Annotated in this window: 10 protein-coding genes; 7 read left to right on the top strand and 3 right to left on the bottom strand. The window is 64.3% G+C overall.

Going from position 1 to position 14,642, the window contains the following annotated elements; all coding sequences use genetic code 11:
- Positions 1-29: 29 nt before the first annotated feature.
- Entirely contained in the window at positions 30-2,141 is a 2,112-nt protein-coding gene (locus CLU92_RS10955) for a prolyl oligopeptidase family protein (protein WP_101481915.1), read from the bottom strand.
- Positions 2,142-2,354: 213 nt separating this feature from the next.
- Positions 2,355-2,750, bottom strand: coding sequence for a RidA family protein (locus CLU92_RS10950; protein ID WP_101484622.1), 396 nt, complete (start codon positions 2,748-2,750; stop codon positions 2,355-2,357).
- Between the two features lie 144 nt (positions 2,751-2,894).
- On the opposite strand from CLU92_RS10950, the gene CLU92_RS10945 reads away from it, so the two are divergent.
- On the top strand, positions 2,895-3,836 hold the full coding sequence (locus tag CLU92_RS10945; RefSeq protein ID WP_101481914.1) for a LysR family transcriptional regulator: 942 nt from the start codon (positions 2,895-2,897) through the stop codon (positions 3,834-3,836).
- A gap of 7 nt (positions 3,837-3,843) precedes the next feature.
- Here CLU92_RS10945 and CLU92_RS10940 read toward each other — a convergent pair whose 3' ends face one another.
- Complete coding sequence (locus CLU92_RS10940; RefSeq protein WP_257561054.1) at positions 3,844-5,475, bottom strand: CehA/McbA family metallohydrolase; 1,632 nt, start codon at positions 5,473-5,475, stop codon at positions 3,844-3,846.
- Between the two features lie 401 nt (positions 5,476-5,876).
- On the opposite strand from CLU92_RS10940, the gene CLU92_RS10935 reads away from it, so the two are divergent.
- The 6 genes from CLU92_RS10935 to cysC all read left to right on the top strand — a co-directional run bounded on the left by CLU92_RS10935 (position 5,877) and on the right by cysC (position 14,634).
- A complete protein-coding gene (locus tag CLU92_RS10935) occupies positions 5,877-7,184 on the top strand; it encodes an MFS transporter (protein WP_101481912.1) in 1,308 nt (435 codons plus the stop codon).
- Positions 7,185-7,195: 11 nt separating this feature from the next.
- Entirely contained in the window at positions 7,196-9,748 is a 2,553-nt protein-coding gene (gene nirB / locus CLU92_RS10930) for a nitrite reductase large subunit NirB (RefSeq protein WP_101481911.1), read from the top strand.
- A gap of 12 nt (positions 9,749-9,760) precedes the next feature.
- Entirely contained in the window at positions 9,761-10,114 is a 354-nt protein-coding gene (nirD, locus tag CLU92_RS10925) for a nitrite reductase small subunit NirD (RefSeq protein ID WP_101484621.1), read from the top strand.
- Positions 10,111-11,349 carry an NAD(P)/FAD-dependent oxidoreductase gene (locus CLU92_RS10920; protein WP_101481910.1) on the top strand — a complete coding sequence of 413 codons (1,239 nt, stop codon included), beginning with the start codon at positions 10,111-10,113 and terminating at the stop codon, positions 11,347-11,349. The genes nirD and CLU92_RS10920 overlap by 4 nt, the downstream gene beginning before the upstream one ends.
- A gap of 22 nt (positions 11,350-11,371) precedes the next feature.
- Positions 11,372-14,041: a nitrate reductase gene (locus CLU92_RS10915; RefSeq protein ID WP_101481909.1), complete on the top strand. Its 2,670-nt coding sequence runs from the start codon at positions 11,372-11,374 to the stop codon at positions 14,039-14,041.
- 62 nt (positions 14,042-14,103) lie between these two features.
- Positions 14,104-14,634: an adenylyl-sulfate kinase gene (gene cysC / locus CLU92_RS10910; protein WP_101481908.1), complete on the top strand. Its 531-nt coding sequence runs from the start codon at positions 14,104-14,106 to the stop codon at positions 14,632-14,634.
- Positions 14,635-14,642 lie beyond the last annotated feature (8 nt).

The following is a 14,642-nucleotide window of genomic DNA, read 5'->3' as shown; positions in this document are numbered from 1 at the left end:
CTGTCTTGCCAGGTGCCGTCAGGCCCGTTTTATTTCAGCTGCTCGAGCAGGAAGGTGTAGGTCAGCGCCCACATCAGCGCCTGCTGGTCGTTGTTGGCGGCGCCCGCATGGCCGCCTTCCGTGTTTTCCCAGTACAGTACGTCGTGGCCTTGTTCTTCCATCTTCGCCACCATCTTGCGCGCATGGCCGGGGTGGACCCGGTCGTCGCGCGTCGAGGTGGTCAACAGCACGCGTGGATATTTCTTGTCCTTGAAGACGTTCTGGTACGGCGAGTACTTGCTGATGTAAGCCCATTGTTCCGGCACGTCCGGGTCGCCGTACTCTCCCATCCACGAGGCGCCCGCCAGCAGCTTGTTATAGCGGCGCATGTCGAGCAGCGGCACCTGGCTGACGACGGCGTTGAACAGGTCGGGGCGCTGCACCAGCACGGCGCCCGTCAGCAGGCCGCCATTGCTGCCGCCCATGATGCCCAGGTGGCGCGGACTGGTAACCTTGCGCTTGATCAGGTCTTGCGCCACGGAGATGAAATCGTCATACGCGCGCTGGCGGTTTTCCTTCAGCGCCGCCTGGTGCCAGCGGGGGCCGAATTCGCCGCCGCCGCGGATATTCGCCAGCACATACACGCCGCCCTTTTCCAGCCAGGCCACGCCCGTGGTGCCGCTGTAGCTCGGTTTGAGTGACACTTCGAAGCCGCCATAGCCATACAGCACGGTAGGGTTGCTGCCGTTGAACTTCGTCTTCTTGCCCATGATGGCAAAATACGGCACCTTGGTGCCATCCTTCGACGTCGATTCGAACTGCTCCACCTTGTACGGCGCCGCGTCATAGTAGGCGGGCAGCGACTTGATTTTGGTCCGCTTGTCGCTTTGCGCCGTGGCCAGATACAGGGTGGTCGGGTTGAGGAAGTCCGTTACTGTCAGGAAGTACTGGTCCGAGTCGACGGGATCGAGCGCGCTGACGGCCAGGGTGCCCAGTTTTGGCGCATCGACGGCGCGGCGCTGCCACTTGCCGTTCACGTGGCGCAGTTCCGTCAGGCGGTTCTTGACCTTGTCCAGGGTTGTCACGAGGATGGTTGATTTCGTTGGCGTGACATTGTCCAGCGAAGACGTGGCCGTGGGCGCGTACAGTACTTCCAGCTCTTGCTTGCCCTGCATGAAGGACTTGAAGTCGGTGGCCAGCAGGGAGCCTTGCACATAGGTCTTGCCGTTCACTTTCCAGTCCGAGCGCAGTGTGATGACCAGCTGGTCGCGCACGGTGAATGCCGTCGCGTCGTCCGGTTTTGGCACCTTCTTCAAGTTGGCGCCGTCGCGCAGGAACATTTCGCCGCTGTAGAAATCGATCTGCCGCTCGATGAACTGGTGTTCGTAGCCAGGCGTGAAGTCCTTGTAGGCGCCGGCGCTCAGATCGTCGGCCTTGGCTTCGTACAGCGTTTGCGCCTGCGCCAGCGGCGTGCCGCGCCGCCACTCTTTGATGATACGCGGGTAGCCGGAGCTGGTCATCGTGCCTGGGCCGAAATCGGTGGAGACGAACAGGGTATCCTGGTCGATCCAGCTGGCGCTGCCCTTCGCTTCCGGCAGGGTGAAGCCGCCGTCGACAAAGGTGCGTTTCGCCACGTCGTATTCACGCACCACCTTGGCATCGCCGCCGCCGCGCGACAGGGAAATGAGGCAGCGTTCGCCCTTCGGATACAGGCAGGAAGCGCCGCCCCAGACCCAGTTTTCATTTTCGCCGGCGGCCAGCTGGTCGAGGTCGATTACGGTTTCCCAGGTCGGTTCGGCCAGCTGGTACTGCGCCAGCGTGGTGCGGCGCCAGATGCCACGCACATGCTGGGCGTCGCGCCAGAAATTGTAGTAAAAATCGCCTTCCTTGCTGACGTAGGGAATGCGTTCCTTCGAATTGAGGATGGTTTTCAGGCGCGCCTGCAGGGCCGGGAAGCCGGGCCGGGCTTCCAATTCTTTGGTGGTGACGGCATTGTGCTGCTTGACCCAGGCCAGCGGCTTGTCGCCGAGGACTTCTTCCAGCCACAAATGGGGATCGGCCGGAGAAGTGGAAGCGGCGGGTGCGGGTGCTTGTGCATGGGCGATGCCCGCTGCGGCCAGGCCGAGCAGCATGCTGCTGGCAAAGGTGCGATATGACGACATAAAGGGTTCCTGGTTGGTCCGATGGAGGCCGCGTTGCAGGCAAAACGGCGCGTTCATGGTGCCATGGATTGCTGTGAGGAACCAGTGTGGTATCGCTATTACGATAGACTTGGCATGTGTTTCATATAATATTTTATTTGAATCCTGTTGGCCATATTTTCTGCGTCATTGGGCGGTGTCTACGGGTTTTAATTTCGTGCTTCGTGGGAAGTACTACGCTGGCAACTTTGCCACTACCTTGATCTCAAACTGGAAGCCGTACAGCCACGTCACTCCCACGGCCGTGACGGTGGGGTGGGGTGCATCGCCCCAGTACTCGGCCAGCACAATGTCCCAGATGCGCTGGAATGTCGCTTCCGGTTCGACCAGGAAGAGGGTCACGTCGACCACGTCGTCGAATGTGCAATGGGCGGCCTGCAGGATGGCGTTGAGGTTGTCGAAGGCCAGCCTGACTTGCGCTTCCAGTTCCGGTTCTGGCGAGCCATCGGCGCGGCTGCCCACCTGGCCGGAGACGAACAGCAAGCCGTTGGCCCGCACGGCGGGGGAATAGCGGTTTTTTTCATACAGCGCCTGGCGACCAGGTGGAAAGACGACGTCGCGGGTGGTCATTGCATTGTTCATGGCATGCTCCTTTGGTGATGCCGCCCAACGGCGGCCTGGACAGAACTTTAGCCACGCCCGGCGCGCAGATAAAGGGGCAAACTACCCCAAGACTGTTTGTATAATCCAAATAATCGGTATGGGGAGGTGGCGATGGACAAGTTGGATACGATGCGGGCGTTCGTGCGGGTGGTCGAGACGGGCAGCTTCACCAAGGCGGCCGACACCTTGCACATGAGTCGTACCAGCGTGACGCAGCTGGTGCAGCAGCTGGAGGCCCGTTTGCGCCTTAAGTTGCTCAACCGTACGACGCGCAAGGTCAATGTCACGGCCGATGGCGCCGAGTATTACGAACGCATCGTGCCCGTGCTGGCCAGCCTGGACGACATTGAAGCCAGCTTGCCCGGCGCTGCGGCGCTACCCCGTGGCCAGTTGCGGGTGGATGTGCCCAGCCCGCTCGCCAGCCTGCTGCTGGTGCCGGCGCTGCCGCAATTTTACGCGCGTTATCCGGACATCCAGCTGGATATGGGCGCCAGCGACCGCATGGTCGATGTGATTGGCGACAATGTCGATTGCGTCATTCGTGGCGGCGAGATGCGCGACCAGTCCTTGATGGCGCGCAAGATCGGCGACTTGCAACTGGCCGTGTACGCCGCGCCAGGCTACCTGGCGCGCGCAGGCACGCCCAGCCATCCACAGGAACTGGAAGAGGCACGGCACCGTATCGTTCGCTTTCGCTGGGGGCGTGGCGGCAACGGCTTTTCCACTGTGCTGCGGCACGATGGCAGGAGCGTGACGATCCAGGGCCAGTATGCGCTGTCGATTGACGATGGCAATGCCTATCTGGCGGCGGGGCTGGCGGGCCTGGGCGCGTTGTGGCTACCGGATTACATGGCCAGGGCGCATGTGGCGGCAGGGGCCCTGATTCCCTTGTTCGGGGACTGGCAGATCGATCCCATGCCCTTGTACCTGGCATATCCGCCCAACCGCCATGTCAGCAAGAAGCTGCGCGTATTTATTGATTGGGTCGTCGAATTGATGGCGCAGCAGGCGCCGCTGCAGCCAGACACGCGGGAATTTCTGCCGCCACGCTAAGCTCCCTTCACGGCAACTGATTCACCCACACGGGCGCGGACCAGATGATGTTGCCGTCATCCTGCGTCAGCCGCGCATAATAGAAATGCGGGCCGGGCGCGGGCGTGAGGGTGATGTCAGCCTGGTCCGACAGTTGGGTGACGGACCCATTGCCGCCCGGCACGCCGTGGAAAACCGCGACGGCGGCCGCTTGCCGCCCCGCCCTGTTGCTGAAATGGGTGACCAGCTGCAAGGGGCCGTGGTTGTCGAAACGCTCGCCCATCAACTTGCCATTGGCCGTCAACAGCAGCTGCGCATGTTTGTCCATGGTGGCGAAAACGCGGCGCGCGCGCAGTGCCTCCAGGAAACTGTCGCGTGTCAAGGGCATGCCGGCGACCGGGCTGGCCACCAGCACGGCCGTACGGTTGCCATACGACGCGCCCCAGTTGGCGCAGTGGTTGTCCTGATTGCTGCTGAAAGCCACGTGGTAGCCGGCCGCCAGGGCCCGGTTGCAAGCGGCCTCGTAATTGCTGCGCCGCGTCTCCGATTCCTTGTCGCTGGTGGAAAAGGCGGAGGTATTCATCACTTCGCACAGCACCATGGCCGCGTCGCCATCGGGTGTGTAGCCCAGCGGCTGGCCGTTGACGAGAAACTGGCCCGCTTGCGCCGGATGGTTGAATTGGGCTATCCAGCCCCGTTCGCGCATCAGCGCGTACAGGCCCGCATAATCGCCCTTCGGCGTTTCCACGTCAGCCAGCAGTTCGCCGCTGGCATTTCTTTCCCATCCCAGCAACTGCTCGCTATTGAAGATATTCAGGTGGCCACCCTTGTTGATGACGCCCCATTCCATGCCGTACAGGGCGAGGAAGCCGGGGTGGGCAGCCGTGTAGGCGGCCGCTTCGGCCAGTCCCGTCTGGTACAGAGCTGTCGCTTCGGCAGCGGTGGCAGCGCCATTCGTGCCGTCAGAACCGTCATACATATGGTTGTGCTCGGACGTCAGCAGCGCGTCTAGCCCATGTTGCTGCGCATATTGGTAGGCATCGATGGGACCGTAGGGCGCCGTTTGCGGGTCTTGTGCGCCATGGCAGGCGTCGAGCGCCGCGCCGCCGTCGCTGTGGCGCGTCTGGCTGTGCAGGTTGGCGTAGACGATGCGGTAGTCCACCTGGCCATCCAGGCCGGGCAGTTGTTGCTGGGCGGCCTGGAAGGCGGGCACCCTGGGCGCCGTGCCACGCCCCCGCAGCAGCTGGATGTGCCATTGCTGCTCCACCTGCGTCTGCTGCGGCGTGCCGGCGTCTGCCACGGCCAGCAGGCGCAGCTGGTACAAGCCGTCAGGAACCCGCGCGCGCCGTTCGCGCGCATCGGCGTCGGCGCGGCCATCCCAGGGCAGGGTGACGTTCTGGCCGCCAGCGCCCACCTCATGTGTGCCTGACCAGCGCCTCTGCATGGCGCCTTGCGGGCCGGGGCCGGACAGTGTCAATGTCCAGCGCACCGCATGGGTGCGGCCCTCGTCGGGATAGGCGAGCCACACGATAAATGTGTGCGCCGGGCTTGTCCGCGCACCGGCTGCGGCGCGGAAGTGTGCGACGACGGTGGCGTCGAGTTCGCTGTGTTCCTTAGGCTCGTGCGCGGCAGCACTGTTGCTCCATGTAAGGAGCAACACGCCAGCGCACATGCAAGCAAGGCATGGCGGCCAGGGTGGCCAAGGTGAGCAAAATCGGCATCGCAGGGTATTGACCATTGTAGTCTCCCGCTACTGCTTCAAATGTGGTTTAGACAAGATATGCCATCGTTGGTTCCCGCATGCACCAGCAAGTGGCGTGCTTGCACCATGAGGCACCATGATCCGGCGCAAAGCAGGTGTCATTGGCGCCGCATGCCCCTGGAGAAGCTGGCACGGCGCTTGCTACACAAGAGATACGGATCAACGGCGATCCCCTGAATAAACGCACAACGGTCCAACGTGGGACCACATGGACAACGGCGTCCGCCCAGGCTGATTTTTATCATCGGCGAGGGCGGGCGCCGTTTTGTTTTATCAACGGGATATTTCGGGAACCTGACATGGCCAGCCAAAAAGCAACGCGCATCGCGCTCTTCTCCCTCGCCACCCCGCCCATGCGGGCATTCCACCTGACGTGGATGGCATTTTTCGTGTGTTTCTTCGCCTGGTTCGCCTGCGCACCGCTGATGCCGGTCATCAAGGGCGAGTTCGGCCTTTCCCTGGCGCAAGTGGCCAATATCAATATCGCGGCCGTCGCCATCACCATCCTCGTGCGCCTGATCGTGGGGCCATTGTGCGACCGCTACGGCCCGCGCAAGACGTACACGGGCTTGCTGCTGCTGGGCGCCATTCCCGTGCTGGGCGTAGCCGCTTCGCAAAGTTATGAAAGCTTTCTGTTCTTCCGCCTGGGCATCGGCGCCGTCGGTGCCAGCTTTGTCATCACGCAATATCACACCTCCGTGATGTTTGCGCCCCGCGTGGTGGGGACGGCGAATGCGGCCGCCGCCGGCTGGGGCAATGCGGGCGGCGGCGCGGCGCAGGCGCTGATGCCGCTGCTGCTCGGCGCCGTGCTGATGCTGGGCGTGTCCGAGTCGCTGGGCTGGCGCATCGCCCTGCTGGTGCCGGGCGTGCTGATGCTGCTGATGGCTGTCCTCTACTGGCGCTATACGCAGGATTGCCCGGAAGGAAATTATTCAGACTTGCGCAAGGCTGGCGCGGCCATCGAGGGTGGCAAAGGTGGTGGCAAAAGCGGGGGCTGGGACAGCTTCAAGGCCGCCAGTTCCAACTACCGCGTGTGGCTGCTGTTCGTCACCTACGGCGCCTGCTTCGGCATCGAGATTTTCATCCACAACATCGCCGCCGTGTACTACGTCGACCATTTCGGCCTGTCGTTGAAATCCGCAGGCCTGGCCGCCGGCAGCTTCGGCTTGCTGGCCCTGTTTGCCCGTGCCCTGGGTGGCTGGATGTCCGATAAATTGGCCCTGCGCGGCAACCTGAACAGCCGCGTGACCCTGCTGTTCATCCTGATGATAGGCGAAGGCGTGGGTTTGCTGTGGTTTGCGAAAGTCGACAGCGTCACGTACGCCGTCATCGCCATGCTGGTCTTCGGCTTGTTCACCCACATGGCTTGCGGCGCCACCTACGCGCTGGTGCCCTTTATTGATAGCCGTGCGCTCGGCGGCGTGGCCGGCATCATCGGCGCGGGCGGCAATGTGGGCGCCGTGGCGGCCGGTTTCCTGATGAAGGGCACGGGCGACATTCGCCAGACCCTGATCATCCTCAGCGCGCTGGTGGTGATCTCGGCCTTGTGCGCCATCGCCGCCCGATTTACGGGGCTGGCGGCGGAACCGAACATGGCTGCGGCCTGAGGAGAGCAAGCATGAACCACCCTTTGAAGATCGTCGTCCTCGGCCATGGCATGGTCGGGCATAAGTTCCTCGAACGACTGGCATTGGAAGACGCCCCGCACCTGCACGTCACGGTCTTGTGCGAAGAAGCGCGTCCCGCCTACGACCGCGTGCACCTGTCCGAATTTTTCAGCGGCAAATCGGCGGAAGAGCTGTCGCTGGTGGCGCCCGGTTTCTTCGACAAGGACAACGTCGTGTTGAAGCTCAATGCGCGGGCCATCTCCATCGACCGCCTGGCGAAGAGCGTCACGACCAGCACGGGCGAGGTATTGCGCTACGACAAACTGGTGTTCGCCACCGGCTCCACGCCTTTCGTGCCGCCGCTGCCGGGCAAGGAGCGCGATGGCTGCTTCGTCTATCGCACCATCGAAGACCTGGAAGCCATGCTGGCCTGGGGCGCCAAGTCCACCACGGGCGTGGTCATCGGCGGCGGGCTGCTGGGCCTAGAATGCGCGAAGGCCTTGCGCGATTTGAAGCTCGATACTCACGTGGTGGAATTCGCCCCGCGCCTGATGGCCGTGCAGGTCGATGAAGGCGGCGCGCGCGTCCTGCGCCGCAAGATCGAGGAACTGGGCGTGACCGTGCACACGCAAAAGAATACCCTGGCCATCGTCGACGGTGTAGCGGCCATGCACCGCATGCAGTTTGCCGATGGCAGTTACCTGGAAGCGGACATGATCGTCTTTTCGGCCGGCATCCGCCCCCGTGACGAACTGGCGCGCGCCTGCGGCCTGGACGTGGGAGCACGCGGCGGCATCGTCATCGACGACAGCTGCGTCACGTCCGATCCGGATATCTACGCCATCGGCGAATGTGCGCTGTGGGGCGGCTTGATCTTTGGCCTGGTGGCGCCCGGCTATGACATGGCGCGCATTTGCGCGCGCCATGTGTTGCAGGAAGAGGGAGAAGCCGCGTTCAAGGGCGCCGACATGAGCACCAAGCTCAAGTTGATGGGCGTGGACGTGGCCAGTCTGGGCGACCCGCACGGCAACGCGCCGGGCAGCCGCTCCTACCAGTTCACGGACGAGCGCAAGCAGATCTACAAGAAGATCGTCGTCTCCGATTGCGGCAAATACCTGCTGGGTGGCGTGATGGTGGGCGACGCCAGCGAATACGGCACGCTCCTGCAAATGATGCTGAATAAAATCGAGCTGCCGGAATGCCCCGAATTCCTGATCTTGCCGCAGGCCGACGGCCAGCAAAAGGTGGGACTGGGCGTGGACGCCTTGCCCGAGTCGGCGCAAATCTGCTCGTGCAATGACGTCTCGAAAGGCGCGCTGTGCGCCGCTGTCGCCGAGGGCGCCACGAGTATCGGCGCCCTCAAAAGCTGCACCAAGGCCGGCACCGCGTGTGGCGGCTGTGTGCCACTGGTGACGCAGATCATGAAGGCGGAAATGCAGAAGCGGGGCCTGGCCGTCAACAATCACGTGTGCGAGCACTTTGCATATTCGCGCCAGGAATTGCACCACCTGGTACGCGTGGGCAAAATCCGCAGCTTCGGCGCTCTGCTGTCCGCGCATGGACAGGGCCTGGGCTGCGACGTGTGCAAGCCCGTGGCGGCGAATATCCTCGCGTCTTGCTGGAACGATTTCGTCCTTTCGCCTGTGCACGCCAGCCTGCAGGATAGTAATGATTATTTCCTTGGCAATATCCAGAAGGATGGCACGTATTCGGTGGTGCCGCGCATGCCGGGCGGCGAAGTGACGGCCGACGGCTTGATCGCCGTGGGCATGGTGGCGAAGAAATACGGCCTGTACACCAAGATCACGGGCGGCCAGCGGGTCGACCTGTTCGGCGCCCGCTTGGACCAGTTGCCCGCCATCTGGGAAGAATTGATCGCGGCCGGCTTCGAATCGGGCCACGCCTATGGCAAATCCTTGCGTACGGTCAAATCGTGCGTCGGTTCCACCTGGTGCCGCTACGGCGTGGCCGACAGCGTGGGTTTCGCCATCCGACTGGAGAACCGCTACAAGGGCTTGCGCACGCCGCACAAGATCAAGTTCGGCGTCTCCGGCTGCACGCGCGAATGCGCCGAGGCGCAGGGCAAGGATATCGGCCTGATCGCCACGGAAAAAGGCTGGAACCTGTACGTGTGCGGCAATGGCGGCATGAAGCCGCGCCACGCGGAATTGCTGGCGTCCGATCTCGATGAAGCCACCCTGGTGCGCTATGTCGACCGCTTTTTGATGTTTTACGTGCGCACGGCCGACCGCCTGCAGCGCACCAGTGTGTGGCGCGACAACCTGGAAGGGGGACTCGATTACCTCAAGCGCGTCGTCATCGACGACAGCCTGGGCATCGCCCACGAGCTGGAAGCGGACATGCAGCACGTGGTCGACACCTATGCCTGCGAGTGGAAGGAAGCCATCTCCAACCCCGCCGTGCGCCAGCGTTTCCGCCACTTCGTCAATAGCGAGAAAAACGATGAAAACGTGGTGTTCGTGGAAGAGCGGGGCCAGATCCGGCCCGCCACGCCCATCGAACGCCGCAGCACCGTGATCCCCATCCTTGCCGTGGAGGCGTGAAGCATGAATGCGATGAATGAACTGACTGGCGCCAGCGCCGACAATTGGGTGGCCATCTGCCCCTTGGCTGACATCGTGCCCGACACGGGCGTGTGCGCGCTGCTGGGTGGGCGCCACGTGGCCGTGTTTCGCGTCGGCGATGCGGCGCCGCGCGTGTACGCCATCGACAATGTCGACCCGAGCGCGGGCGCTTCCGTGCTGTCGCGTGGCCTGGTGGGCAGCATCGGCGAGCGCGTCGTTGTCGCCTCGCCCATCTACAAGCAGCACTTCGACCTCGCCAGCGGCGAGTGCCTGGAAGCGCCCGAGCATTCGGTCACATCCTGGCCCGCGCGCTTGTTTGCGGACATGGTGTGGGTGGCCCTGTGAACCCGCCAGCCAAGGCAACTGCGCGCCCCTCGCTCGTGGTAGTCGGCAACGGCATGGCTGGCATGCGCACGGTCGAGGAGCTGTTGAAACTTGCGCCTGACCTGTACGACATCACCGTGTTCGGCGCCGAGCCGCATGGCAATTACAACCGCATTTTGCTCTCCCCGGTGCTCGCCGGTGAAAAGACGGTGGACGACATCATGCTTCACACGCGCGCCTGGTATGCGCAGCACGGCATCACCTTGCACGCGGGCGACCCCGTTGTGCGCATCGACCGCCAGGCGCGCAAGGTGGAGGCGCAGTCGGGCATCGAGGTGCCTTATGACCGCCTGCTGCTGGCCACCGGGTCGACGCCGTTCATCGTGCCCGTGCCGGGCCACGCGCTGCCAGGCGTGATCGGTTTTCGCGACATCAGCGATGTCGACACCATGCTGCAGGCGGCGCGCACGCACCGCCATGCGGTGGTCATCGGCGGCGGCTTGCTGGGACTGGAAGCGGCCAACGGCTTGCAGCGCCAGGGCATGGACGTCACCGTCGTGCACATGAGCGGCGCCCTGATGAACCAGCAGCTCGATGCGCCCGCATCGATGTTGTTGAAATCGGCGCTGGAGGCCCGCGGCCTGCGTTTCCTGATGCAGGCGCAGACCGCCGAGATCACGGGCCGCGAGCGGGTGGAAAGCGTGCGTTTTCTTGACGGCAGCAGCATTCCCGCCGACCTGGTGGTGATGACGGCCGGTGTGCGCCCCAATATCGCCCTGGCGCAAGCTGCCGGCCTGCACTGCGAACGGGCCATCGTCGTCGACGACTGTCTGCAAAGCTATGACCCGCGCGTGTACGCCGTGGGCGAATGCGTGCAGCACCGCCGCGCCACCTTCGGCCTGGTGGCGCCCATCTGGGAGCAGGCGCGCGTGTGCGGCGCGCACCTCGCTGGCGCCGGGCACCGGCGCTACGTGCAGCAGGCCAGCGCCACCAAATTGAAAGTGACGGGCATCGACCTGTATTCGGCCGGCGACATCATCGGCGGCGAGGGCAGCGAAGACCTGGTGCTGCGCGATCCGCGCCGCGGTGTCTACAAGCGCCTGGTGGTGCAGGGCAACCGCCTGGTGGGCGCCGTGCTGTATGGCGAGGTACAGGACGGTCCCTGGTATTTCGACCTGATCCAGCAGCGCCGCGACATCAGCCAGTTGCGCTCCCATTTATTGTTTGGCCAGGCCCTGTGCGGCCAGGCCGCCTGACAGCGACCAACAGGATACGCCCATGACCACGTGCACGCCCGTAAAAACCACTTGCCCGTACTGCGGCGTCGGCTGCGGCGTGGAAGCGATACGCCTGCCCGACGGCGCCCTCCGCATCGCCGGCGATATCAGCCATCCCGCCAACCTGGGGCGCCTGTGCGTGAAAGGCTCGGCGCTGGGCGACACCTTGGGCCTCGACAAGCGCCTGCTGACTCCACAGGTGCGCGTCGATGGCGTCCTGCAGCGCGCTTCATGGGATGCTGCGCTGGATCAGGTGGCTGGCGGCTTGCGCGCCATCATCGATGCACACGGGCCTGACGCCGTGGCCCTGTATGTCTCGGGCCAGCTGCTGACGGAAGACTATTACATCGCCAACAAATTCATGAAAGGCTATGTGGGCAGCGCGAATATCGACACCAATTCGCGCCTGTGCATGTCGTCGGCCGTGGCGGGCCACAAGCGCGCGTTTGGCGAGGATATCGTGCCGGGCTGCTATGAAGACCTGGAACTGGCCGACATGGTGGTGCTGGTGGGCTCGAACACGGCCTGGTGCCACCCGATCCTGTTCCAGCGCATCGCGCGCCTCAAGGAAAGCCGGCCAGGCGTCAAACTGGTGGTGATCGACCCGCGCCGCACGGCCACGTGCGAGCTGGCCGATTTGCACCTGCCCGTGAAGCCAGGCACTGACGTATGGCTGTTCAATGGCTTGCTGTGCCACCTGGCGAAAGAAGGCGTGATCGACGACGCTTTCGTCACGCGGCACAGCCGCGGTCTCGATGAGGCGCTGGCCGCCGCGCATGTGGAGTGCGGCGACCCGCTGCAGGTGGCGCGCATCTGCAAGGTCGACCCGCAGGCCTTGCTGGCGTTTTACCAGGCCTTTGCCGCCACGCGCAAGGTCGTCACGGCCTTTTCGCAGGGCGTAAACCAGTCCTCCTCCGGCACGGACAAGGTCAACAGCATCATCAACTGCCACCTGGCGACGGGCCGCATCGGCCAGCCCGGCATGGGGCCGTTTTCCCTGACGGGGCAGCCGAACGCCATGGGCGGGCGTGAGGTAGGGGGCCTGGCCAACATGCTGGCGGCGCACCTGGAGCTGGACAACCCGTTGCACCGTGACACCGTGCAAACGTTCTGGGACTCTCCCCGCATCGCCGGCAAACCTGGCTTGAAAGCCGTGGAACTGTTCCACGCGATCGAATCGGGCAAGGTGAAAGCCGTGTGGATCATCGCCACCAATCCGCTGGTGAGCATGCCGGACGCCGAGCAGGTGCGCCGCGCGCTGGATCAATGCGAACTGGTCGTGGTGTCGGACATCAGCGCCGAATCGGACACGAATGCGTATGCCGACGTGCTGCTGCCGGCCCTGGGCTGGGGCGAGAAGGATGGCACGGTGACGAACTCCGAGCGGCGCATCTCGCGCCAGCGCGCTTTTTTGCCGGCGCCCGGCGAGGCGCGCGCCGACTGGCAGGTGCTGTGCGACGTGGCCACGCGCATGGGCTACGCAGGCTTCGATTTCACCTCGCCGCAGGCCATCTTCGACGAACACGCGCGCCTGTCCACCTTCCGCAACGCGTCAGAAACGGCGCGCCTGTTCAACCTGGCGGGCCTGGACAACCTTGATGCGGCGCAATACGACGCCCTGGTGCCGCAGCAATGGCCGCAGGGCCGGGCGCGCCTGTTCGGCGACGGCCGCTTCGCGCATGCGGACGGGCGTGCGCGCTTCGTGCCCACGGCGCCGCGCGCGCCGCATAATATGCCCGACGAGGACTATCCACTCATCTTGAATACGGGCAGGGTGCGCGACCAGTGGCATACGATGACACGCACGGGCAAGGCGGCCAAGCTGTCGGGTCACGTCGCCGAAGCCTTCATCGACATCCACCCACAGGATGCGCTGCTGTACAGCGTGCGCGAAGGCGAGCTGGCACGCGTTTCCAGTGCCTGGGGCGCGATGGTGGCGCGCGTCGTGCATGGTGGCGGCATCGCGCGCGGCCAGGTGTTCGTGCCGATACACTGGAGCGACGCGAATGCCTCCGACGCGCGCGTGGGCGCCGTCGTCAATCCGGTGGTCGATCCCGTCTCGGGCGAACCAGAGTTCAAGCACACGCCCGTGCGCATCGAGCAGTTCCGCGTGCACTGGCATGCGTTTGTCCTGAGCCGCACGCCCCTGAACCTTGACGGCGTGGCGCACTGGACGCGCATCCAGGGCGAACAATTCCTGCGCTACGAGCTGGCGGGCCGCCAGCGCATTGCCGACCTGGGCGTATGGGCGCGCGCACTGCTCGGCGTCTCGGACGACAACGCCGACTGGCTCGATTATGCGGACGCCAGCGCCGGCGTGTACCGCGCCGTGCACCTGGACGAAGGGCGCATCGCGCAGTGCGTGTATGTCTCGCCCCGTCCCGACCTGCCGTCGCGCAGCTGGCTGGCGGGCCTGTTTGCGCACGCGCAAATGGATGCGGCGGATCGCGCCGGTGTGCTGCTGGGCCAGCCCATCGGCAAGAGCGTCGACGCCGGCCCCACCGTGTGCTCGTGCTTTGGGGTGGGGCGCAACACCATTTGCGCCGCCATCCAGGATCAAAAACTGACGACGACGGCGCAGGTGACGGCCTGCGTCAAGGCGGGCGGCAATTGCGGCTCCTGCGTGCCGGAGATACGACAGTTGCTGCTTGAGGCGCGCAGCGCGGCCTGAAAATCTGTCCTTTCCGGCACGGCTTTGTTATATTGCCAGCTCTATAATGGAGAGGCAGTGTGATGACAGCAGCACAACACCCCACGGTCTGGCTGACGGGCTTGAGCGGCGCCGGCAAGACCAGCATCGCGCTGGCGCTGGGGCAAGCGCTCAAGGCGCAGGGCCGCGCCGTGGCGCTGCTCGACGGCGACCAGCTGCGCCATGGCTTGAACCGCGACCTGGGCTTTACGCCGCAAGACCGGCATGAAAACATCCGCCGTACGGCCGAAGTGGCGCGCCTGATGAACGAGGTCGGTCTGATCGTCATCGCCGCCTTCATTTCGCCGTACCGCGCCGACCGGGCCATGGCCGCCGACATCATCGGCGCGGCGCATTTCATCGAAGTCCATGTCAGCACGCCGCTGGCCGAGTGTGAGGCGCGTGACCCGAAAGGCCTGTATGCGCAGGCGCGCGCGGGCCAGATCGCGCAATTCACGGGCGTTTCCGCTCCCTACGAGACGCCGCTGTCGCCCGCCCTGAGCCTCGACACCGAGGTGCTGGCGCTGCAAGAATCGGTCGAGCGCCTGTGCCGGTACTTGCAGCAGCGGCTGTGACGGCGTGG

It is taken from the genome of Janthinobacterium sp. 61 (genome assembly GCF_002846335.1).
Taxonomy (GTDB): Bacteria; Pseudomonadota; Gammaproteobacteria; order Burkholderiales; family Burkholderiaceae_D; genus Janthinobacterium.
Note: the sequence above shows the minus strand (reverse complement) of the source record. Positions and strands in the feature narration are given on the sequence as shown.